Annotated in this window: 15 protein-coding genes and 1 pseudogene; 5 read left to right on the plus strand and 11 right to left on the minus strand. The window is 69.4% G+C overall.

What is annotated here, in order from left to right; translation table 11 throughout:
* The first annotated feature begins 69 nt into the window (after positions 1 to 69).
* Positions 70 to 633 (plus strand): hypothetical protein, encoded by a 564-nt coding sequence (locus NF20_RS18975; protein ID WP_023862226.1) that lies wholly within the window; start codon positions 70 to 72, stop codon positions 631 to 633.
* Here the strand turns inward: NF20_RS18975 and NF20_RS18980 are convergent, their stop codons facing one another.
* The 5 genes from NF20_RS18980 to NF20_RS19000 all read right to left on the minus strand — a co-directional run bounded on the left by NF20_RS18980 (position 634) and on the right by NF20_RS19000 (position 11,891).
* Complete coding sequence (locus NF20_RS18980; protein ID WP_129560148.1) at positions 634 to 1,176, minus strand: hypothetical protein; 543 nt, start codon at positions 1,174 to 1,176, stop codon at positions 634 to 636. It abuts the gene before it with no gap.
* A gap of 127 nt (positions 1,177 to 1,303) precedes the next feature.
* On the minus strand, positions 1,304 to 5,254 hold the full coding sequence (locus tag NF20_RS18985) for a DNA-directed RNA polymerase subunit beta' (protein ID WP_011726094.1): 3,951 nt from the start codon (positions 5,252 to 5,254) through the stop codon (positions 1,304 to 1,306).
* 44 nt (positions 5,255 to 5,298) lie between these two features.
* The gene (locus NF20_RS18990; protein WP_085978600.1) at positions 5,299 to 8,808 is read right to left on the minus strand and encodes a DNA-directed RNA polymerase subunit beta; all 3,510 of its coding nucleotides are present in this window, start codon (positions 8,806 to 8,808) and stop codon (positions 5,299 to 5,301) included.
* Between the two features lie 395 nt (positions 8,809 to 9,203).
* Complete coding sequence (locus tag NF20_RS18995) at positions 9,204 to 10,214, minus strand: ABC transporter ATP-binding protein (protein WP_003873552.1); 1,011 nt, start codon at positions 10,212 to 10,214, stop codon at positions 9,204 to 9,206.
* Positions 10,215 to 10,385: 171 nt separating this feature from the next.
* Entirely contained in the window at positions 10,386 to 11,891 is a 1,506-nt protein-coding gene (locus tag NF20_RS19000) for a carotenoid oxygenase family protein (RefSeq protein ID WP_033710813.1), read from the minus strand.
* A gap of 70 nt (positions 11,892 to 11,961) precedes the next feature.
* Here NF20_RS19000 and NF20_RS19005 point away from each other — a divergent pair, with 70 nt between their 5' ends.
* On the plus strand, positions 11,962 to 12,645 hold the full coding sequence (locus tag NF20_RS19005; RefSeq protein ID WP_011726096.1) for a TetR/AcrR family transcriptional regulator: 684 nt from the start codon (positions 11,962 to 11,964) through the stop codon (positions 12,643 to 12,645).
* A 60-nt stretch (positions 12,646 to 12,705) separates the two neighbouring features.
* Here NF20_RS19005 and rplL read toward each other — a convergent pair whose 3' ends face one another.
* The 6 genes and pseudogenes from rplL to NF20_RS19035 form a co-directional block, all read right to left on the minus strand.
* The gene (rplL, locus tag NF20_RS19010) at positions 12,706 to 13,098 is read right to left on the minus strand and encodes a 50S ribosomal protein L7/L12 (protein ID WP_003873555.1); all 393 of its coding nucleotides are present in this window, start codon (positions 13,096 to 13,098) and stop codon (positions 12,706 to 12,708) included.
* 45 nt (positions 13,099 to 13,143) lie between these two features.
* Entirely contained in the window at positions 13,144 to 13,734 is a 591-nt protein-coding gene (gene rplJ / locus NF20_RS19015; protein ID WP_011726097.1) for a 50S ribosomal protein L10, read from the minus strand.
* 287 nt (positions 13,735 to 14,021) lie between these two features.
* Positions 14,022 to 14,474: a DUF1772 domain-containing protein gene (locus NF20_RS19020; protein WP_011726098.1), complete on the minus strand. Its 453-nt coding sequence runs from the start codon at positions 14,472 to 14,474 to the stop codon at positions 14,022 to 14,024.
* 9 nt (positions 14,475 to 14,483) lie between these two features.
* A complete protein-coding gene (locus NF20_RS19025; protein WP_033710811.1) occupies positions 14,484 to 15,404 on the minus strand; it encodes an ROK family protein in 921 nt (306 codons plus the stop codon).
* Positions 15,405 to 15,409: 5 nt separating this feature from the next.
* A pseudogene (locus tag NF20_RS27335) lies at positions 15,410 to 16,026 on the minus strand (malonyl CoA-ACP transacylase).
* A complete protein-coding gene (locus tag NF20_RS19035) occupies positions 16,023 to 20,207 on the minus strand; it encodes an NEW3 domain-containing protein (RefSeq protein WP_033717390.1) in 4,185 nt (1,394 codons plus the stop codon). The pseudogene NF20_RS27335 and the gene NF20_RS19035 overlap by 4 nt, the downstream one beginning before the upstream one ends.
* 76 nt (positions 20,208 to 20,283) lie before the next feature.
* Between NF20_RS19035 and NF20_RS19040 the strand changes: the two genes are divergently transcribed.
* The 3 genes from NF20_RS19040 to NF20_RS19050 are packed head-to-tail and all read left to right on the plus strand — an operon-like array spanning position 20,284 to position 23,183.
* Positions 20,284 to 20,865, plus strand: coding sequence for a DinB family protein (locus tag NF20_RS19040; RefSeq protein ID WP_009979144.1), 582 nt, complete (start codon positions 20,284 to 20,286; stop codon positions 20,863 to 20,865).
* Positions 20,866 to 20,906: 41 nt separating this feature from the next.
* Positions 20,907 to 22,265, plus strand: a complete 1,359-nt coding sequence (locus tag NF20_RS19045) for an ABC1 kinase family protein (protein ID WP_010950242.1) — start codon at positions 20,907 to 20,909, stop codon at positions 22,263 to 22,265.
* Positions 22,266 to 22,274: 9 nt separating this feature from the next.
* Positions 22,275 to 23,183: an alpha/beta fold hydrolase gene (locus tag NF20_RS19050; RefSeq protein ID WP_003873563.1), complete on the plus strand. Its 909-nt coding sequence runs from the start codon at positions 22,275 to 22,277 to the stop codon at positions 23,181 to 23,183.
* The last annotated feature ends 60 nt before the right edge of the window (positions 23,184 to 23,243 follow it).

Below are 23,243 nucleotides of genomic sequence, written 5' to 3' on the forward strand. Positions count from 1 at the left end.
CAGTGAGGGGGCCGTGCCATGAGCGGATCTTCTCCGTCACAAGGCTGGCAGCCGCTGCAAGCATCCTCGTTGGCCGAGATGCTTGCCGACGACGAAGACATCGAGGATGTCACCTTGTTAGCGGAACACCAGGTTCCCGGATGGCTGCAGCGGTTAGACGTTCCGCCGCACTGGCAGCTCATCGATTTTCCCGACAGCGCGGAACCGTCGCTAACGCGGATGGCCGTCCGTGGACCACTCGGTAATGGTGAATGGCAGGCCGCCGACACGATCAGTGTCTTCGCCTACACCGGCTGGCCCGCGTTCTATGACGTGTTCCAAAGCGCCGATCGGACGCTGCGTGGCCTCAATGCCGCCGGGATTGCCGTCAGGGTTCTGCCCGTGCCCCCCGTGCAACGGACAGCCGCAATTCGCAGCATCGGCTCGGCCGCAATCGGTGAGCGGAATGTTTGGGTCGAGCAAACCCACTATGTGGCTGGTTCTGAGCAACCGCAGGCGAGCCGGTTGATCGTGCACACCATTTTGGTCGAGGCCACATCCCGTCCCCGGTTCGCCGAGGACGTGAACCGGTTGAGCAACGCGGTTTACCAGGGTTTCGTTGGCACACTCGCCAACGAGTGCAGCAACGGCTAGTCAGTCGTCGCTGGCAACCACCAACGCCAAACGTTCGGTCCTCCGATCGATAAGCACAAACTCGAAGAAGCCCGTCACCGAGCCCACCGAGCTACCCCAGTCGTGTTCGGCGACACCGCGCAGATCGGGCAACTGGTACCGGCTGGTGGCCTCCAGGACACGCGGATACAGCTCCCGCTCCAATTCGTCACGGCGGTCGGCGGGCAGCGGTGCCGCGTACTCGGCCCACGTGCGGATCAACGTTTCGGCGCTGAAAGCCGATACGGGAAAGAAAACTTCGGGCGTAATGGCGTACAACCAATACGGCCCGTGAATGGTCTCCATGTCCTTCTCGCCGGTGCCGCCGTAGCTGTCGCGGTAGCGAACATGGCGGATCAATGACGCCAGAACCTCATAGTCGTCGGCTTCCGCCGGCAACGCGAATAGTTTGATGCTGACCCACTGATAGGTGTGGTTGCGGAAATTGATGAACACTTCGCCTCGGTAATCCAACCGATCTTCCGCGGGCACCGGTTCAGCCCCGACATTGTCAGGCTGCGCCATCGCGTTCACCTCCGCTGCTTTCGCACTTGTCGCATAAGAGCACACTCGGAATCTCGGCGAGAAGCAAGCCACTCGACCGGTAGCGCACGAAAAAGCCCCCGCACACGGCGGGGGCTTTTCGCACTGACTAGCGGTAGTCGCTGTAGCCGTAGTCGTCCAGCGGCACCGCGGCGCCGGTGGCCTGGCCGAAGTCCGGGCTATAGTACTGATCCTCGTACGACGGGATCGTGTACGCGGCGGCCCGGGCCTCCTCGGTCGGCTGCACCTGGATGTTGCGGTACCGGTTGATGCCGGTACCGGCCGGGATCAGCTTCCCGATGATCACGTTCTCCTTCAGACCGTTGAGCTTGTCGCTGCGGCAGTTGATCGCCGCGTCGGTCAGCACTCGCGTGGTCTCCTGGAACGACGCCGCGCTCAGCCACGAGTCGGTGGCGAGGCTCGCCTTCGTGATACCCATCAGCACCGGACGCCCGGCGGCGGGCTCGCCGCCCTCGGCCACCACCCGGCGGTTCTCCGCCTCGAACTCCGCGCGGTCGATCAGCGAGCCGGGCAGGAACTCCGTCGAGCCCGAGTCGATGATGGTGACGCGGCGCAGCATCTGGCGGACGATCACCTCGATGTGCTTGTCGTGGATCGACACACCCTGGGCGCGGTAGACCTCCTGGACCTCGCGGACCAGGTGGATCTGCACCTCGCGCGGGCCCTGCACACGCAGCACCTCATGCGGGTCGGCCGAGCCTTCCATCAGCTGCTGGCCCACCTCGACGTGGTCGCCGTCGGACAGCACCCGCTCGGAGCCGTCCTCGTGCTTGAACACGCGCAGCCGCTGCCGCTTGGACAGCTTGTCGTACACGACCTCCTCGCTGCCGTCGTCGGGAACGATGGTGATCTTGTAGAAGCGCTCACCGTCCTCGAGACGGACCCGCCCGGTGACGTCGGCGATCGGCGCCTTACCGCGCGGGATGCGGGCCTCGAACAGCTCCTGCACCCGGGGCAGACCGCCGGTGATGTCCTCACCGACACCACCCTGGTGGAAGGTACGCATGGTCAGCTGGGTACCGGGCTCACCGATGGACTGGGCGGCGACGATGCCGACGGCCTCGCCGATGTCGACCAGCTTCCCGGTGGCCATCGACCGGCCGTAGCAGGTCGCGCACACGCCGGTGCCCGTGGTGCAGGTCAGCACCGAGCGCACCTTGACCGACGTGATGCCGGCCGCCAGCAGGGCGTCGATCTCCGGGTCACCGAGGTCCTCGCCGCGGGCGACGATGACGTTGCCGGCCTCGTCGACCGCGTCGGTGCCCAAAGTCCGTGCGTACGCCGAGGTTTCGATGTACGGGTCACGGATCAGGGTGCCGTCGGGCTGACGCTCGGCCAGTTCGACGACGATGCCCCGCTCGGTCTCGCAGTCGTGCTCGCGCACGATGACGTCCTGGCTGACGTCCACCAGACGACGGGTCAGATAACCCGAGTCGGCGGTACGCAACGCGGTGTCCGCCAAGCCCTTTCGAGCGCCGTGCGTGTTGATGAAGTACTCCAGCACGGTCAGGCCCTCGCGGAACGACGACTTGACCGGACGCGGGATGAACTCACCCTTCGGGTTGGTCACCAGACCCTTCATGCCGGCCAGCGTCCGGGTCTGGGTGAAGTTACCGGTGGCGCCCGAGTCGACGATCGTGATGATCGGGTTGTCGGCCGGGTAGTGCTCGCGCAGCGCCTGACCGACCTCGTCGGTGGCTTCCTTCCAGATCTCCACCAGCGCCTCGTTGCGCTCGTCGTGGTTCAAAGCACCACGCTGGAACTGCTTTTCGACCTTCTCGGCCCGCTCCTCGTACTGGTCGAGGATCTCCTTCTTGCGCGGCGGAACCAACACGTCGGCCATCGACACGGTGACACCGCTGCGGGTCGCCCAATAGAAGCCGGCGTCCTTGAGCTTGTCCACGGTCTGCGCGACCACGATCATCGGGTAGCGCTCGGCCAGGTCGTTGATGATCGACGCCTGCACCTTCTTGTGCATCTGCTTGTTCACGAACGGGTAGCCCACCGGCAGCAGCTCGTTGAACAGCACCCGGCCCAGCGTGGTCTCGGCCATCCAGGCGTCGCCCGGCTGCCAGCCGTTGGCGCCGAACAGCTCGGCCTCGATCTCGGCGGGCGGACGCAACTGGGTCAGCCGCACCTTGATCTTGGCCCGCACCGAGAGCACCCCGCGGTCGGCGGCCATGATGGCCTCCGCCGGCGAGGAGTACACGCCCACCTCGGGGGTGTCCTTGGCCGCGGGCCGGTACTCGCCCTTGTCGCCTTCGACCTCGGTGGTCAGGTAGTACAGCCCGGTCACCATGTCCAGTCGCGGCATGGCCAGCGGCCGGCCCGACGCGGGAGACAGGATGTTGTTGGACGACAGCATCAGGATGCGGGCCTCGGCCTGCGCCTCGGCGCTCAACGGCAGGTGCACCGCCATCTGGTCACCGTCGAAGTCGGCGTTGAACGCCTCACACACCAACGGGTGCAGCTGAATTGCCTTGCCCTCCACCAGCATCGGCTCGAAGGCCTGGATGCCCAACCGGTGCAGGGTGGGCGCGCGGTTCAGCAGCACCGGGTGCTCGGCGATGACCTCTTCCAGCACGTCCCACACCTGCGGACGCTGGCGCTCCACCATCCGCTTGGCGCTCTTGATGTTCTGCGCGTGGTTGAGGTCGACCAGCCGCTTCATCACGAACGGCTTGAACAGCTCGAGCGCCATCAGCTTGGGCAGGCCGCACTGGTGCAGCTTGAGCTGCGGGCCGACCACGATGACCGAACGGCCCGAGTAGTCGACGCGCTTACCGAGCAGGTTCTGCCGGAACCGGCCCTGCTTGCCCTTGAGCAGGTCGCTCAACGACTTCAGCGGGCGGTTGCCCGGCCCGGTGACCGGGCGGCCGCGGCGGCCGTTGTCGAACAGCGCGTCGACGGACTCCTGCAGCATCCGCTTCTCGTTGTTGACGATGATCTCGGGCGCGCCGAGGTCGATCAGCCTCTTGAGCCGGTTGTTGCGGTTGATCACCCGGCGGTAGAGGTCGTTGAGGTCGCTGGTGGCGAACCGGCCACCGTCGAGCTGCACCATCGGGCGCAGCTCCGGCGGGATCACCGGCACGGCGTCGAGCACCATGCCCATCGGCGAGTTGCCGCTCTGCTGGAACGCGGCGACCACCTTGAGCCGCTTGAGGGCGCGAAGCTTCTTCTGCCCCTTGCCGTTTCGGATGACGTCACGCAGCTGCTCGGCCTCGGCGTCGATGTCGAAGTTCTCGATGAGCTTCTGGATCGACTCCGCGCCCATGGCGCCGGTGAAGTACTCACCGTAGCGGTCGACCAGCTCGCGGTAGAGGTTCTCGTCGACGATCAGCTGCTTGGGGGCCAGCTTGGTGAAGGTGTTCCAGATGTCCTCCAGCCGGTCCAGCTCGCGCTGGGCGCGGTCGCGGATCTGGCGCATCTCCCGCTCGCCGCTGTCGCGGACCTTGCGCCGCGCGTCGGCCTTGGCGCCCTCGGCCTCCAGCTCGGCCAGGTCGGCCTCCAGCTTCTGGGCGCGCGCCTCCAGGTCGGCGTCGCGCTGGTCCTCGACGGCCTTGCGCTCCACCATCATCTCGGCCTCGAGGGTGGAGAGCTCGTTGTGCCGCATCTCCTCGTCGACGGACGTGATCACGTACGCGGCGAAGTAGATGATCTTCTCGAGGTCCTTGGGCGCCAGGTCGAGCAGGTAGCCCAATCGCGACGGCACGCCCTTGAAGTACCAGATGTGCGTGACGGGCGCGGCCAACTCGATGTGGCCCATGCGCTCGCGGCGCACCTTGGCGCGGGTCACCTCGACGCCGCAGCGCTCACAGATGATGCCCTTGAAGCGCACGCGCTTGTACTTGCCGCAGTAGCACTCCCAGTCGCGAGTCGGTCCGAAGATCTTCTCGCAGAACAGGCCGTCCTTCTCCGGCTTGAGCGTGCGGTAGTTGATGGTCTCCGGCTTCTTGACCTCGCCGTACGACCATTGCCTGATGTCCTCCGCGGTGGCCAGACCGATCCGGAGTTCATCGAAGAAGTTGACGTCGAGCACGTAACTCCCTTTCCCCTTGCGGGTTTGGTTAGTGAAAAAGTTGGTTAAGCCAGGTCCTCGACGGACGCGGATTCGTTGCGGGACAAGTTGATTCCCAGGTTCGCCGCGGCCCGCTCCAGGTCCTCGTCCTCGCCTTCGCGCAGCTCGATCGCCGCGCCGTCGGAGGAGAGCACCTCGACGTTGAGGCACAGCGACTGCAGCTCCTTGAGCAACACCTTGAAGGACTCGGGGATACCCGGCTCCGGGATGTTCTCGCCCTTGACGATCGCCTCGTACACCTTGACCCGGCCGACCGTGTCGTCGGACTTGATGGTCAACAGCTCCTGCAGCGTGTACGCCGCGCCGTAGGCCTGCATGGCCCAGCACTCCATCTCACCGAAGCGCTGGCCACCGAACTGCGCCTTACCGCCCAGCGGCTGCTGGGTGATCATCGAGTACGGGCCGGTGGAGCGGGCGTGGATCTTGTCGTCCACCAGGTGGTGCAGCTTCATGATGTACATGTAGCCGACGGTCACCGGGTACGGGAACGGCTCCCCGGACCGGCCGTCGAACAGCACCGCCTTGCCGTCGCCGTCCACCATGACCTCGCCGTCGCGGTTGGGCAGCGTGCACGACAGCATGCCGGCCAGCTCCTCTTCCTTGGCGCCGTCGAACACCGGTGTCGACACGATCTGGTTCGGCTGTGCGTGCCGCAGCTCCTCGGGCAGGTTGACCGCCCACTCGGGATTGCCGTCGATGTTCCAGCCGGACTTGGCCACCCACCCCAGGTGGGTCTCCAGGATCTGGCCGATGTTCATCCGTCGCGGCACACCGTGGGTGTTCAGGATGATGTCCACCGGCGTGCCGTCCGGCAGGAACGGCATGTCCTCCTGCGGCAGGATCTTGCCGATGACGCCCTTGTTGCCGTGCCGGCCGGCAAGCTTGTCACCGTCGGAGATCTTGCGCTTCTGGGCCACGTAGACGCGGACCAGCTCGTTGACCCCGGCGGGCAGCTCGTCGTCGTCCTCGCGGGAGAACACCCGGATGCCGATGACCTTGCCGGACTCGCCGTGCGGCACCTTCAGCGAGGTGTCGCGGACCTCGCGGGCCTTCTCGCCGAAGATGGCGCGCAGCAGCCGCTCCTCCGGCGTCAGCTCGGTCTCCCCCTTCGGGGTGACCTTGCCGACCAGGATGTCGCCGTCGCGGACCTCGGCGCCGATGCGCACGATGCCGCGCTCGTCGAGGTCGGCCAGCACCTCGTCGGAGACGTTCGGGATGTCCCGGGTGATCTCCTCGGCGCCCAGCTTGGTGTCGCGGGCGTCGATCTCGTGCTCCTCGATGTGGATCGAGGTGAGCACGTCCTCCTCAACCAGCCGGTTGGAGAGGATGATCGCGTCCTCGTAGTTGTGGCCTTCCCACGGCATGATCGCCACGAGCAGGTTCTTGCCCAGCGCCATTTCGCCGTTCTCGGTGCACGGACCGTCGGCGATGACCTGGCCCGCCTCGACCCGGTCGCCGGCGTCGACGATCGGGCTCTGGTTGGCGCAGGTGCCGTGGTTGGACCGCTCGAACTTGCGCATCCGGTAGGTGTGCCGGGTGCCGTCGTCGGCCATAACGGTGATGTAGTCGGCGGAGACCTCCTCGATCACCCCGGACTTCTCGGCGACGACGACGTCGCCGGCGTCGATCGCGGCGCGCAGCTCCATGCCGGTGCCCACCAGCGGCGCCTCGCTGCGCACCAGCGGAACCGCCTGGCGCTGCATGTTGGCGCCCATCAGGGCACGGTTGGCGTCGTCGTGCTCGAGGAACGGGATCATCGCGGTGGCCACCGACACCATCTGGCGCGGCGACACGTCCATGTAGTCCACCTCGGACGAGGGCACGTACTCGACCTCGCCCGCCTTGCGGCGGACCAGCACCCGGGCCTCCGCGAACCGGCCCTTGTCGTCGATCGGCGAGTTGGCCTGCGCCACCACGTGGCGGTCCTCCTCGTCGGCGGTCAGGTAGTGGATCTCGTCGGTGACCACGCCGTCGACCACCTTGCGGTACGGCGTCTCGATGAACCCGAACGGGTTGACCCGCGCATACACCGACAGCGAGCCGATCAGACCGATGTTGGGACCCTCCGGGGTCTCGATCGGGCACATCCGGCCGTAGTGGGACGGGTGCACGTCGCGGACCTCCAGCCCGGCCCGCTCCCGGGACAGACCACCCGGGCCCAGCGCCGACAGGCGGCGCTTGTGGGTGAGCCCCGACAGCGGGTTGTTCTGGTCCATGAACTGGGACAGCTGGCTGGTGCCGAAGAACTCCTTGATCGCCGCCACGACTGGACGGATGTTGATCAGGGTCTGCGGCGTGATGGCCTCGACGTCCTGGGTGGTCATCCGCTCGCGGACGACGCGCTCCATCCGGGACATGCCGACCCGGATCTGGTTCTGGATCAGCTCACCGACGGTGCGCAGCCGGCGGTTGCCGAAGTGGTCGATGTCGTCGGTCTCCACCGGCACCTCGATGCCGCCGGGGACGGTCATCGTGGGCTGACCCTCGTGCAGGCGCACCAGGTACTCGATGGTGGCGACGACGTCTTCCTCGGTCAGCGTCGAGCTGGTGATCGGCTCACCGGCGTGCAGGCCGAGCTTCTTGTTGACCTTGTAGCGGCCCACCCGGGCCAGGTCGTAGCGCTTCTCCTTGAAGAACAGGTTCTCCAGCAGGGTCTGCGCGGACTCCTTGGTCGGCGGCTCGCCCGGGCGCAGCTTGCGGTAGATGTCCAGCAGCGCCTCGTCGGTGCCGGCGGTGTTGTCCTTCTCCAGCGTCGACATCATGATCTCGGAGAAGCCGAACCGCTCGGTGATCTGCTCGTTGGTCCAGCCCAGCGCCTTGAGCAGCACGGTGACCGGCTGGCGGCGCTTGCGGTCGATGCGCACGCCGACGGTGTCGCGCTTGTCGACGTCGAACTCCAGCCAGGCGCCGCGGCTGGGGATCACCTTGACGCTGTGCAGCGTCTTCTCGGTGGACTTGTCGATGGTCTCGTCGAAGTACACGCCCGGCGAGCGGACCAGCTGGCTGACCACCACGCGCTCGGTCCCGTTGATGATGAAGGTGCCCTTCTCGGTCATCATCGGGAAGTCGCCCATGAACACCGTCTGGCTCTTGATCTCGCCGGTGTTGTTGTTGATGAACTCGGCCGTGACGAACAGCGGGGCCGCGTACGTCATGTCCTTGTCTTTGCACTCGTCGACCGGCGCCTTGACCTCGTCGAAGCGGGGGTCGGAGAAAGACAGCGACATCGAGCCCGAGAAGTCCTCGATCGGCGACAGCTCGTCGAGCACCTCTTCCAGCCCGCCCTTGGGCTCCGCGTCGCCGCGGGCGATCGCGGCCTCACGCCACCGCGGCGCGCCGATCAGCCACTCGAAGGAGTCGATCTGCACGTCCAGCAGGCCGGGAACCTCGAGCGGTTCGCGCAGCTTGGCGAAGGAAACTCGGTTGGGCGCTCCGGGCACGGAGCCGTTCAAGGAACTTGATCCGTTTGAGGAACTTTGTGGGCGATCCGTCTTGCTCTGGCGGAAATCTGCCAAGATGCATCCTTCCAGCACCTCGTGCGACTCACGAAGGCCGGGGCCACCGGCTGCGTTCGCCGCGAATTGTGTCGGTTCGGCCGGCAAACGAACTGTCCGGATCTCACGCGCGCAACTAAAGAACTAAGCCACATCAAGGGGCTCAGGCTTAGACCACGGTGTCAAGTGGCGGGTGAGGTGGGCAGGAGGTAGCCAGCGCAACGTCCAACAATAGCGCAGGGCGGCGCATTCCTCAACTGTCCAGCACAAGCAATCCAGGGACATCGGCGCTGGCTGGCGTCTCGAGTTTCCGCTGGATACATGCTGCCCAACAGACTGGCCCGTTTACGGCCCGTCGTCAAGAGGGCGGGCCGCCAAGTTACGCGAAGTTATCGCGAACTTTCGGGCCGGCCGCGCTAGTCGCCGACCTCGTGTGCCCGGTACTTGTGGGTGCCCTCCAGGTCGTCGAGGATCGCCGCCTGCGCCTTCTGCGGCAGGGTGTGCAGGATCTCGCGCACCCGGGCCTGGCGCCGGGCGACGGCCTTGCGCTCCGGCATGCCCGGCGAGGCGACGATCTGGGGCGGCACGCCCTCGATCTCCTCCACACCGCCGGCGTGCTGGCCGGCCTCCAGCGCGGCCTGCTCTTCGGCCATGGTGGCCTCGTCCTTCTCCTCGGACATGCCGATCGGCCCGATGCGGCGGCCGTTGAGGAACTGCTTGACCACGGGCTCGTCGCTGGTCAGCAGCACCTCGCGGGGGCCGAACATGACCAGCTTGCGGCGGAACAGCATGCCCATGTTGTCCGGCACAGTGCGGGCGATGTTGATGTTGTGCGTGACGATCAGGACGGTGGCGTCGATCTGGGCGTTGATGTCGAGGATCAGCTGGCTCAGGTAGGCGGTGCGCACCGGGTCCAGACCGGAGTCCGGCTCGTCGCACAGGATGATCTGCGGGTCCATCACCAGGGCGCGGGCCAGGCTGGCGCGCTTGCGCATACCGCCGGAGATCTCGCCGGGGAACTTCTTCTCGTCGCCGCCCAGACCCACCAGTTCCAGCTTCTCCATGACGATGTCACGGATCTCGCTTTCCTTCTTCTTGGTGTGCTCGCGCAGCGGGAAGGCGGCGTTGTCGAACAGGTTCATCGAACCGAACAGGGCGCCGTCCTGGAACATCACGCCGAACAGGGTGCGGATCTCGTAGAGCTCCTTGGCCGAGCACTGCAGGATGTCGGTGCCGTCGATGACCACCGAGCCGCGCTCGGGGCGCAGCAGACCGATCAGCGATTTCAGGAACACCGATTTGCCGGTACCCGACGGCCCCAGCAGCACGCTGACCTCCCCGGCGGGGATTTCCAGGGTCACGTCCTCCCAAATTCGTGACGATCCGAAGGACTTCGTGAGGCCGTTCACCTCAATAGCGACACCCATGGGAGATCCTTCCGTCGACGCTCATGCCCGCCACCTGCCCTTTTCTGTGGCATGAGTCACTGTAGCGCACGCCTGCCACACGGCATCAGGGTTGCGCGGCACCGCCGTGCAAATTTGGCCGTCCCGAGATCACCCGGAACCGCGCGCGGCACAACTTATTTGACGCACGTGTTAGCCAGCGGGCACCCAGTTGCCGTGGAAGCCCATCGGGACCCGCTGCGGCAGGTGCACGGCCGCCACCTGCTCGAGACTCTGGGCGTCCAGCAACACCAGCTGGTTTTCGTCGCGGCCGCGGTGATAGCCGAAGCCCATCAGGATGCCGTCGTCCTCCGTGCCGTCTTGGCCGCCGGCCGGGTTGGGCACGAAGCACATCTCGCCGATCAAAAGGTCGGGGTCCAGCGGCGCGACCCGGCGCGAGCCGGTGGCGTAGTCGTGCTTGTACAGGCCGGTGGACATCTCCGAGGCGCCGTCGGACAGGTAGCCGCCGTCGGTGCCGACGGTGTAGCCGAAGCGGTGCCGCCGGCCCAGCAGGGCCTCGTTGATCCGGGGGAACTCCTGCGGGCGGTCGTCGCGCAGCTCGCTGCCGACCGCCCCGGTCGCCAGGTTGACGGTCCAGCGGTCCAGCGTCGGGCGGGTGTCGCCGGGACCGCGCAGGTCGCGGTCGAACATCCGCGAGTAGCGCACCACGTCGAGCACCAAAACCTTTGCGCCGTCACGTATTTCGGAGTAGGCGTTGAGCGGGTGGTAGACGTAGCAGGGCTCGATGTCGAACCACCGAACCTCGTCGTTACCGCCGTCGCGGGGCATGACGCCCAGCCGCGCCGGGTAGGCGTCGTTCCACCGGTAGGGCATCCGGTGCAGCGGCTGCCGATTGCGGTTCATCGCCGTGGCCATCGGGCCGGGCAGCTGCACCCGCCCGAGCAGCGACTGCACGACCAGCCGGGCCGGTGCGCTCAGCCAGCGCGGCACGTCGGCCGGCATCACCTGCACGGGGTCGAACGTCACCGGCAGGTCGTAGATCACCACGTACTCGTCGGTGAGCGAGAAGTCGTGCATCATCGGCGACCCGCTCACCTCGATGTCGACGGTGCGCCGCGCGCGCCCGGCGGTGTCGATCACCGAGTACTGCACGCGGCGCCCCCGCCCGAACGAGTAGGAGACGGCGTGCAATTCGCCGGTGCGGGGGTCGCGGTGCGGGTGGGCGGTGTAGCCGCCGAACAGGGTTCCGTCGAAGTCGCAGGTGCCGACGGTGTCCAGGTCCTCGGTGAGCCGGTAGTTGGCGCCGCCCCCTTCGACCAGGGCCAGCGTCTGCCCGGCGTGGCTGAGCACGTCGGTGTTGGGTCCGACGGACAGCATTCCGGCGCGCGGGTCCAGCCCGCCGGGCGCGGGCTCGCCGAGCGCGGCGCACACGTGCGCGGTGCGCACCCAGCGGTTGCGATACCAGCGGGCCCGCCCGTCGCGCAGCGCGACGCCGTGGACCATCCCGTCGCCGCTGAACCAGTGGTAGGTCGCCGGGTCGACCTCGGCGACCGGGTTGGGGCCGTTGCGCAGGTAGCGCCCGTCGAGGTGGTCGGGAATGCGTCCGGTGACGGGCAGGTCGAACGCGGTGACTTCGGCGCGCACCGGCGCCAGGAAGCCGTCCAGATAGGGATTGGCGACGGTGCGCGTGGTGGTCATGCCCGACTCCTATAACATTGATATGACGCTGTTATTGCGACGGTACGCCGGGGAAGGGACGATCGCAACGATGACTTCGCAACCAGCCCCGCAGCGCAACGTCCGCGACGGCATGCTCGCCGCGGCCGTGGCGCTGCTGCACGAGCACGGTGCCGACGCGCTGCAGACCCGCAAGGTCGCCGGGGCGGCGGGCACCTCGACGATGGCGGTGTACACACATTTCGGCGGGATGCGCGGGCTGATCGCCGAGGTGGCCGAGGAGGGGCTGCGGCAGTTCGACGCCGCGCTGACGGTGCCGCCGACCGACGACCCGGTCGCGGACCTGTTCGTGATCGGCGCGGCCTACCGGCGCTACGCGATCAAACATCGGCACATGTATCGGCTGATGTTCGGCAGCACCAGCGCGCACGGCATCAACGCGCCCGCCCACAACGTGCTGACGCTGACGGTGGCCGAGATCGAGCAGAACTACCCCAGCTTCGCGCACGTGGTGCGCGCGGTGCACCGGTGCATGCGGGCCGGGCGGATCACCGCCGGCTCGGCCGACGACGACGGCGCGGTGGTGGCGACGGCGGCCCAGTTCTGGGCGTCCATCCACGGGTTCGTGATGCTCGAGCTGGCCGGCTACTGCGGCGACGACGGCTCGGCGGTGCTGCCGGTGCTCGGCTCGATGACCTCGAATCTGCTTGTCGCTCTTGGCGATTCACCCAAGCGGGTGTCGCAGTCGATGCGCTCAGCGATGCTCGGGAGCTGAGCACACGAAACCCCCGGGGCCTGCACGGGCAGGCGTCCCGGGGGTATCGCGCGAACCGGCTTACTTGACGGTGACGGTGGCGCCGGCGGCCTCGAGCTTGGCCTTGGCGTCGTCGGCCGCCTCCTTGGCGACCTTCTCCAGCAGCGGCTTGGGCGCGCCGTCGACCAGGTCCTTGGCCTCCTTGAGGCCCAGGCCGGAGACGATCTCGCGGACCACCTTGATCACGCCGATCTTCTTGTCGCCGGCGGACTCGAGGATCACGTCGAACTCCGACTGCTCCTCGGCGGCCTCGGCGGGCGCGCCACCGGCGGCCGGGCCGGCCGCGGCGACGGCGACCGGGGCGGCCGCGGTGACCTCGAAGGTCTCCTCGAACTTCTTCACGAAGTCGGAGAGCTCCAGCAGGGTCATCTCCTTGAACGCGTCGAGCAGGTCGTCGGTGGACATCTTTGCCATGGGTGTGGGTCCTTCCTTGTTCTTCCCAAGTTCCGGGTTTGGTGGTTATTCGGCGTCGGCCGGGGCCTCGGGGGCCTCGGCGGGTGTTTCGGCAGCTGGTTGCGGGGCCTCGGCGGGGCATTCGGCGGCCTTCTTCTCCTGCAGGGCGGCCGCCAGGCGGGCGACCTGCGAGGCCGGGGCGTTGAATAGCCCGGCCGCCTTGGCCAGGTTGCCCTTCATCGCGCCGGCCAGCTTGGCCAGCAGCACCTCGCGGGACTCGAGGTCGGCGATGCGCTCCACCTCGGCGACCGAGAGCGCCCGGCCGTCCATGTAGCCGCCCTTGATGACCAGCGCCTTGTGCTCCTTGGCGAAGGTCTTGATGGCCTTGGCCGCGTCGACCGGTTCCCCGGTGACGAACGCGATGGCCGTCGGGCCGGCGAAGAGCTCGTCCAGGCCCTCGATGCCGGCCTCCGACGCCGCCCGCTTGACCAGCGTGTTCTTGGCCACCGAGTAGGTGGCCGCCCCGCTCAGCGAGCGCCGCAGCTCGGCCAGGTTGGCGACCGTCAGACCCCGGTACTCGGTGATCAGGGTCGCGGTCGCCTCCTTGAACTGCTCGGCGATGTCTGCAACGGCGGTGGCCTTGTCAGCCCTGGCCATGCCTACCTCCTGCTCCTGAAGTGAAAGTCAGTGCGACGTGTCGTCTCGTGTCCCCCGAAAACGACGAACGCCCCGGCGCAGGACACGGCCGGGGCGTAACGAACAACCGGCGCTGATGCCGGCGCTGCTGCCTCGTCCTCCTGCGTGGGCCGCCGGGATGTTCCCGGACCTTCGACCGATTGCTCGGTGACCGACGGTCTTCGGTGGATCGGCTAACACCATAGCGCGGGCCGCGCGATCAGCCAAAACGGCGTCTTCACGGTTCAGGTGACGGCTCGGTTCACGGCTCAGGTGACGGCTCCGGTGACCGCGACGGTGAGCAGCACATAGGCACCCAGCAGCAGGACCACCCGCAGCCGGTGGCGCCGGTCCCAGCGCGCCGCCAGTTCGCGCGACAGCTGCCCGGTGGCCGGCCATTTCGCGATCCGGTTGTTGATCGGCACCAGCATGGTCACCGTCACCAGCACCACCACGGCCATCAGGCCGGCGGCGACGCCGACCAGCCAGTCGTAGGGGGCGCCCCGTTCCTGCACGGCGAGCGAGCCCAGCAGCAACAACGTCATCGCGTACCAGAACGGCATCACCGTGCCCAGCGCCCGCGCGGCGCCGCCGCGGGCGGTGCGGAAGGCGTCGTCGGGCAGCCGGGCGATGAGCGGGTGGAAGAACACCGCGACCGCCAGCTCCACGCCGACCATCAGCCCCATGATCACGACCGCGAGTGCGTCGATGCTGTGGTCCATCGGGTCAGCCTAGGAGCCGGCGGGTCGCGCCAGGGTCGCCAGCCGGGCCGCGCCGATCAGTCCGGCATTGCCGCCGAGTTCCCCCGGCACCACCGTCAGCCCGGACAGGAAGTCCAGCCCGGCGTAGTGGGCCAGCCTTTCGCGCAGCGGGTCGAACAGCAGCGGCCCGGACTGGGCGACGCCTCCCCCGATCACCACCACGTCCAGATCGCACACCGCACCGACCGAGGCGATCATCGCCGCCAGCGCGTCGGCCGACCGGTGAAACGCCTTCTGCGCCAACGGGTCTGAGGCCGCGGCGGCGGCCAGGTCCCGGGCGCCGGCCCCCGGCGCCGCCGACCACCCGTTTTCGCGCGCCCAGCGCACCATCGACGGCCCGGAGGCCACCGTCTCCACGCAGCCGTGCCCGCCGCAGGTGCAGGGCCGGCCGTCCAGTTCGACCACCACGTGCCCGACGTGACCGGCGTTGCCGGTGCGGCCCGGGTAGGGGGCGCCGTCGAGCACCAGGCCGCCACCCACCCCGGTGGAGACCACCATGCCCAGCAGGAAGCGGACGCCGCGTCCCGCGCCCAGCCACTGCTCCCCCAGCGCCATGCAGAGCCCGTCGCCGCCCAGCACCACCGGTGTCGCGGGCACCACCGCGGCGACCTTGTCGCGCAACGGGAAACGGTGCCAGCCGGCGATGTTGATCGGGCTGACGGATCCGCTGGGTAGGTCGACGGGCCCGGCCGACGCGATACCCACGGCCGCGATCGGGGCGCCGGCCGCCCGCACCTCCTCGGCGATCAGGGCGTGCACCACATCCCACACGTCGTCGGCGGGTGCCGGGTTGGGGGTGGGGCGGACGGCGGTGTGGACCAGCGTGCCGGCCGAATCAACAAGTGCGGCAGCGATTTTGGTGCCGCCGATATCCAGGCCGAGAGTGAGCATGCCGATCAGTGCCGATGCGTGTTGTCGGGTTGGCGGGGGTCGCCGGGATGCTCGTAGCCGGGCGCGAGCCGCACCAGCGCGGCGCGGCGTTCGTCCAGCCACAGCCGGAAGGCCCGCCGCCGCGCCGCGCCGCGCAACTGCTCGCGGATCGCCGGTCGCACCTCGTCCAGCGGCGGGGCAACCAAAGCCGTTGTGTGCCAAACATTTTGGACGGGCTGCGACGGGGCGAACCGGAGCGGGTTGCGGGCGTGGTAGGCGGCCAGCTCCGGCTCGGCGACGTCCACCGCGGCGGTGACGTCGGCGAACAGCGCCCGGGCCAGCGGGTCGGCCAGCACGGCGGCGGCCACGCTGCCGATCTCCAGCCGGGCGGTCACGTCGGGCAACAGCTCGGCCTCGTTCGGCGCGCCGGCCGGGTCAGGCCGCGCGCGGCCGCCTCGGCGGCGATGACGCGGCGGGTCACGATCAGTTGGGTCAGCCAGCGCCGCAGTTGCCGGCCCTCGCTGGTGCCGGGTGGCGGCAGCGCCGCCGTGCCGCGCCCGCCGCGCAACCGGGCCTCGGCGGCGTCGACCTCGACGGAGGAAACCGGGACGCCGGCAACGGTCGCAACCGGGTGGCCGCTCATGTGACCGTCACCCGCACCGCCGGCGAGTAGAGCAGTTCGCCGGCGCAGCCGATCCGGACCAGCGCCCACCACTGGCCGGGGTCCAGCCAGGCCGGCGGGGCCAGCCGGAAGCCGAGGTCGACGGCGCCGCGGGCGGGCAGGACGGCGCCGACCGCGGCGGGCCCCATCCAGTCCCAGGTGCCCCACGGGCTGATCAGGTGGGCCTCCAGCGCCAGCTCGGCGCGGGCGTGGCTGCCGACGGCGACGGTCAGGTCCACGGCCTCGCCGGGTTCCAGTGTGACCTCGGCCGGCTCGTCGGCGAGGTAGATCAGCGGCGCCCGCTCGGCGTCGCCCACCGCCACCACGCACACGTCCTCGACGCCCTGGCGCCAGGACGCCGGGAGGTGCTCCCCGCTGAGGCGCAGTTCGGCCCGGACCGGATAGAGCCCCGGTGCGGCGCGGGCCGGGACCGACACCGCGATGTCGGCCTGCAGGTGCTGGCCGGCGCACAGCCGCAGCGGCAGCTCGGCCGGGTCGGCCGACCAGCCGTCCGGGCAGCGCAGCAGCACCGCGCCGGCCAGCGTGGCGTCGGTGCAGTCGCTGGCCGCCGACAGCCGCAGCGTGACCCTGCTGTCCGGGTCGGCCGACGCCCGCGCCGGATGCAGGTGGGCGACGGCGGGCAGCCCGCCGAGCGGCGCGGGGCCCCGGTTGTGCAACCAGTAGCGCGCGTAGAGCGGCTGGGCGGCCTCGGCGTGCGGCGCGAGCGCGGCGGCGCCGGCCGGGGCGGCCGGCGCGTGCAGGCGGGCCAGCACCGTGGCCACCTGGTAGCCGTGCAGGTCGATCGAATTCACTTGGCGGGACGGCTTTTCCAGCAGATCGGCGGCGTGCAGGTCGCTCACCGTGGCCACGTCGGAGTCGACGGCGACGCGGGTGCCCGCCCCGGCGGTTTCCACCAGCCGCAGGGCCACCGCGGTCGGGTCGGGCCGTGCCGCGCTGCCCGACGCCAGCGGGTTGCCGGCCGCCTTGAGGGCGGCCAGCTGGACCGATTCGGCGGGCTGCACCCGCAGCAGCGAACCGGCCGGCGGCAGACCGGGCCCGGTGCCCGCGCCGCCGCCCGCCGCGACGGCTAACAGCGGATTCCCGAATTGCGCGCTGCGAGCGGGGATTTCGGCGCGCCGCCAGTCGCCGGGGCCGCTGACCAACGCGTAGTCGAAATGGTGCGTCCAGTGCTGCAGCTGGAAATTGGAGCCGTCCGGCGCGCTGCGGCGCGGGTCGTCGATCCAGATGCCCGACGGCCAGCCGGTGCAGGACCGCAGCAGCGCGGTGTGCAGGGTGCCCGCAGTGTCGACGGCGAAGCTGGGCACACCCCGGTTCAGCAGCGCGACGGTGTAATCGTCGAAATCCTCTGTCCGCGAAGGCGATTGCTGCGTTACGGTGATCTCGGCGTCGCCGAGGTCGTCGACCAGCGCGGCGATCGCCGCGCGCAGCTCGCGCTCGTCGCGGCCGTCGACCACCAGCACCGGCAGCGCCCGCGCGTCGCGCAGGTCGGCGTCGGGCAGCCACACCGCGGCCAGCGGGGCGCGGGCCGGCACCCACAGCCTGGCCCGGCCGGTCGCGGCCAGCTGACGCCGCAGCTCGTCGGCGTAGGCCGGGTCGGCGTCGGCCAGCACGGCCGCGGTGAAGGCGTTGCGGCGCGGCCCGCCCAGCGCGACTCGCACGTCGGGCAGGTTGGAGTCGACCTCGAGGTGGCCGTAGCGCGGCCCGTCGGCGGCGCTGCAGGTGGCCGTGACGCCCGCCCGGACCAGCGCGACCAGCAATTCCCGGGCCAGCGGGCCGGACGTCGTCTCCGCCGGCGACACCACCTCGGCCACCGACAGGCACCGGAGGCCGCCGTCGCTGATGCGGACCCGGGCCGCCGAGGACAAGCCGAACCAGCCGTAGGCCGGGTTGTCCAGGGTCCACGGGTGCCGGGCGGTGTCCAGCGCCCGGTCCCCGTCGTGCAGCAGCGCGAAACCGCGGCCGACGACGGCGTCGCCGACCTCGCTGACCGGCATGGCCCCCGGCACCGGGCACGGCCAGCGCAGCCGCACCAGCCGGTCGGCGCCGGTGAACTCGTCGATGGTGGTGCGGCAGTCCACCCGCGCGACGCCGCGCCACAGCGTCAGGGTCTGGGTGTAGCGCAGCAGCGTGCCGATCCGGCCGTGCACCACCACCCGCTCCCCGAGCGGGCCCCGGTAGGCCCGCACCCGCGCCCGCGTCGCCGACGAGCACACCACCGGCCCCTTGGGCAGCAGGTGCCACGGGCCCTCGCCCTGGCTCGGGTGCGACGGGTACTCCTCGTAGACGGCCAGCTCGTTGCCCACCCGGCCCTCGCCGATCAGCTCGCGACCGTCGGCGATCAGCGACGCCACTGTCCCGCCGCGCTCGGCGTCGACCGCCAGCCGGTAGTGCTCGTTGGCGATCGCGCTGCCCGGCAGTGGCGCCCACCCGCTCGCCGCCTCGCCCGCGACCAGCCGGTAGGCCCGCCAGCCCAGCGACGGCACGTCGCGGGCCAGCCAGCTGACCGAGCGCCCGCCGTGCTCGACGTGCGCGGGCACCTCAGCGCCGTCCGCGTCGAGCACCCGCACGCCGGCGCCCGGCGCCGTGTCCAGCCGCGCGGTGACCACGTCGGTGCGCCGGCCGTTGAGCGGGTTCCACACCGTCACGTCGGCGCCGTCGACCCGGCGAGACAGCAGCGCCAGCGCGTCGTCGCGGACGGTGCGGCCCAGCTCCCAGGCGTCCCGCCAGCCGGTCAGCAGGTCCAGGTAAACCTGGTCGGATTCCGAGCCGGTGATGGCGTCGTGGTGGGCGCCGTAGGCCAGCTGCACCCAGGCCTTGGCCAGGGCCGCCTGCGGGTATTCGGCGCCGGCCAGCAGCCCGGCGAACACCGCGAAGCGCTCGGCGGCCAGCACCGTGTTCTCGGCGGCCCGGTTGGCCTGCTTGGTGTCGATGTAGGACACGTCCTTGCCGGTGTAGATCGGGTTCATGTCGCGGGTCTGCGGGGACGGCGCGCCGCCGCGCTGCGCCAGTTCGGCGCGCACCGCCGCGAAGAACTCCCGGGGCAGCGCGCACACGAACCGCGGCCAGGTGTAGCGGGCCGCCCAGTCGCGGTGGATGGCGGTGACCCACTTGTTCGGTGGGGTGTAGTCGGTGCCGACCGGCAGCAGCACGTTGCGGGTCAGCGCGACCTTTTTCAGCTGGACGAACAGCGCGTAGGTGGCGTCCTGCGCCTCGGCCAGCGACGCCGCCGAATCCATCCACCAGCCCGCCGAATAGTGCGCGGGCATGTAGTGGGTGAGCAGGCCGCGGCCCGACGGCGCGATCCACTCGAATTCGCTGGAGAACTGCATGCGCTCGACGCCGCCGTCGGAGCCGTCGCCGGTCGCCGGGCCCCACTGGTGGTGCGGCCCGCGCGCCCAGGAGCTCGACGTCAGGCCGGCGTCGGCGGCCAGCCCCGGGAACTGCGGATCGTGACCGAACACGTCCAGCTGCCACGCGGTGGCCGGGTCGGCCCCCACCACGTCGCGCTGAAAACCCGTGCCGTGCACCAGGTTTCGGATGGTCGTCTCCGGGCTGGTGAGGTTGGTGTTGGGTTCGTTGTAGGTGCCGCCCATCACCTCGACCCGGCCCTGCGCGATGAACCGGCGCAGGTCGGCGCGGTCTTCGGGGCGGGTGTCCCAGTACGGCTTGAGGTAGTCCACCTCGGCCAGCACGAACTTGTACTCGGGCTCGCGGCGGGCCATCTCCAGATGTGCGTGCACCAGGTCGAAGCCGTTGGTCTGCCGGGCCCGCCCGGGCGGGTCCTCGGTCCACTCGCTGGTGTAGGCGCCCTGGGTGTTCCACCACACCGGGTCGTAGTGGAAGTGGCTGACCATGAACATCGTCCAGCCCGGCTCGGCCACAGTGAATTCGAACGGCAGCTCCGCCTCGCCGGCGCCCGCCCGGGCGGGCCGGCGCTGCCCGACGACGGGTTCGTCGACCGTCACCGCCACCTCGATGACCTCGGCGCCGGGTTCGGCGAGCGCGCGCCCGCGCAGACCGGGGCCGTCGACGCGGACCGGGGTGGGCTCGGCGCAGCCGGCGACGGCGACGCGCACCCGCTGCAGCGGCGCCTCGGGCGGCCCGACGAACAGCTCGGTCGAGAGCGCCGACGTTATTTCCATGCCGAAACCACCTGCATCCCCGCACTTTACGGCCCGCACAGCCTAAGATCGACCGATGCCCGCTCTCGCCCGTCCGGTGGCCGACGAACGCAGTGCCCTGTGCGAATTCCTGGCGTATCACCAAAGCGCCTACTTCGCGGTGTCGCACGGCCTGACCGACGAGCAGGCCCGCTCGGCGCCGTCGGTCAGCGCCTTGTCGATCGGCGGGCTGATCAAGCACGCCACCGGCATGCAACGCAGCTGGATGGCCCGCGTCGCCGCCGCGCCCGGCGCACCCCCGAAGGACACCCGCCCGTTCGAGCAGGTCGCCGCCGAGTTCGCCGACCAGCACGTGATGCGGCCCGACGAGACGCTGCAAGAGCTGCTGGACGCGTTCGAGGCCCAGAACGCCGAATCGCTGCGGCTGGCACGGACCGCCGACCTGGACGCCGCGGTGCCGGTGCCGCACGACATCCCCTGGTTTCCCAAGGACCAGCAGGCCTGGTCGGTGCGCTGGGTGATCCTGCACGTCATCAACGAGCTGGCCCGGCACGCCGGGCACGCCGACATCATCCGGGAGACGATCGACGGCGCCACCATGTACGAGTTGATCGCCGCGCGGGAGGGCTGGGCCATCGAGGGCTGGGTGCAGCCCTGGAAGGGCGGCGATCGGCGCTAGCGGATTGGGACTCGCCAGCGCCGATTTGGCACACTGCACTGATGAGCTCTACCAAACATCGAGAGGTGGCCAAGCTCGACCGGGTGCCGTTGCCGGTCGAGGCGGCCCGGGTAGCGGCGACCGGTTGGCAGGTCACCCGCTCCGCCGCTCGCGTCCTCACCAAGCTGCCGGCCAAGGGCCCGTGGCAGCAGAAGGTGATCAAGCAGCTCCCCCAGACGTTCGCCGACCTGGGGCCCACCTACGTCAAGTTCGGGCAGATCATCGCGTCCAGCCCCGGCGCGTTCGGCGAATCGCTGTCCCGGGAGTTCCGCGGCCTGCTGGACCGGGTGCCGCCCGCCGACCCCGACGAGGTGCACAAGCTGTTCCTCGAGGAGCTCGGGGCCGACCCGTCCGAGCTGTTCGCCAGCTGGGACGAGACCCCGTTCGCCTCGGCGTCCATCGCCCAGGTGCACTACGCCACCCTGCACACCGGCGAGGAGGTCGTCGTCAAGATCCAGCGGCCGGGCATCCGCCGCCGGGTCGCCGCCGACCTGCAGATCCTCAAGCGCTTCGCCCAGGCCGTCGAGCTGGCCAAGCTCGGCCGCCGGCTGTCCGCCCAGGACGTGGTCGCCGACTTCTCCGACAACCTGGCCGAGGAGCTGAACTTCCGGCTGGAGGCCCAGTCGATGGAGGCCTGGGTGTCGCACCTGCACGCCTCGCCGCTGGGCAAAAACATCCGGGTGCCGCAGGTGTACTGGGACTTCACCACCGACCGGGTGCTGACCATGGAGCGGGTGTCCGGGATCCGCATCGACGACGTCGCCGCGGTCCGCAAGGCCGGGTTCGACGGGGTTGAGCTGGTCAAGGCGCTGCTGTTCAGCCTGTTCGAGGGCGGGCTGCGGCACGGCTTGTTCCACGGCGACCTGCACGCCGGCAACCTCTACGTCGACGAGGCGGGCCGCATCGTGTTCTTCGACTTCGGCATCATGGGCCGCATCGACCCGCGCACCCGCTGGCTGCTGCGCGAGCTGGTGTATGCGCTGCTGGTCAAGAAGGACCACGCCGCGGCCGGCAAGATCGTGGTGCTGATGGGCGCCGTGGGCACCGTGAAACCCGAAGCCCAGGCCGCCAAGGACCTGGAGAAATTCGCCACCCCGCTGACCATGCAGACCCTGGGCGACATGTCCTACGCCGACATCGGCCGCCAGCTGTCGGCGCTGGCCGACGCCTACGACGTCAAGCTGCCCCGCGAGCTGGTGCTGATCGGCAAGCAATTCCTCTACGTCGAGCGCTACATGAAGCTGCTGGCACCCAAGTGGCAGATGATGTCGGATCCGCAACTGACCGGGTATTTCGCCAACTTCATGGTCGAGGTCAGCCGCGAGCACTCCTCCGAGTTCGAATCCGACGTCGAGGTCTAGGGGCCTTCGATGGTGCAGGTCCGCACGGGGCACGCCATATCAGGCGACCTGAAGCTCTACTACGAGGACATGGGCGACATCGACGACCCGCCGGTGCTGCTGATCATGGGGCTGGGCGCCCAGCTGCTGCTGTGGCGGACCGCGTTCTGCGAGAAGCTGGTGGGCCGCGGGCTGCGGGTGATCCGGTACGACAACCGCGACGTGGGGCTGTCCAGCAAGACCGAGCACCGCAGCTCGGGGCAACCGCTGGTCACCCGGCTGCTGCGGTCCTGGCTGGGCCTGCCCAGCCAATCGGCGTACCGGCTCGAGGACATGGCCGACGACGCCGCGGCCGTGCTGGACCATTTGGGCATCGACGACGCCCACATCGTGGGGGCGTCGATGGGCGGCATGATCGCCCAGATTTTCGCCGCCCGGTTCCGCCAGCGCACCAAAACCCTGGCGGTCATCTTCTCCAGCAACAATTCCGCGCTGCTGCCGCCGCCGGCGCCGCGGGCGCTGCTGGCGCTGCTGAAGGGGCCGCCGCCCGACTCGCCGCGCGAGGTGATCATCGACAACGCGGTGCGGGTCGGCAGGATCATCGGCAGCCCGCGCTACCGGGTGCCCGAGGAGCAGGCGCGCGCCGAGGCCGCCGAGGGCTACGACCGCAACTACTACCCGCAGGGCGTCGCGCGACACTTTTCCGCCGTGCTGGGCAGCGGCAGCCTGCGCCGCTACAACCGTCGGACCACCGCGCCCACCGTGGTGATCCACGGCCGGGCGGACAAGCTGATGCGGCCGTTCGGGGGCCGCGCGGTGGCCCGCGCCATCGACGGCGCCCGATTGGTGTTATTCGACGGGATGGGTCATGATCTGCCACAGCAGTTGTGGGATCAGGTGATCGGCGTGCTGGCGAACAACTTCGCCAAGGCCAGCTGAGCCAAAAACTCTCGGTAGAAACGGTTCCCCGCAATTTTCAGTCCAAGTCACAGAGTTGTA

This window comes from Mycobacterium sp. MAC_080597_8934 (assembly GCF_000523975.1).
GTDB classification, from domain to species: Bacteria; Actinomycetota; Actinomycetes; order Mycobacteriales; family Mycobacteriaceae; genus Mycobacterium; species Mycobacterium avium.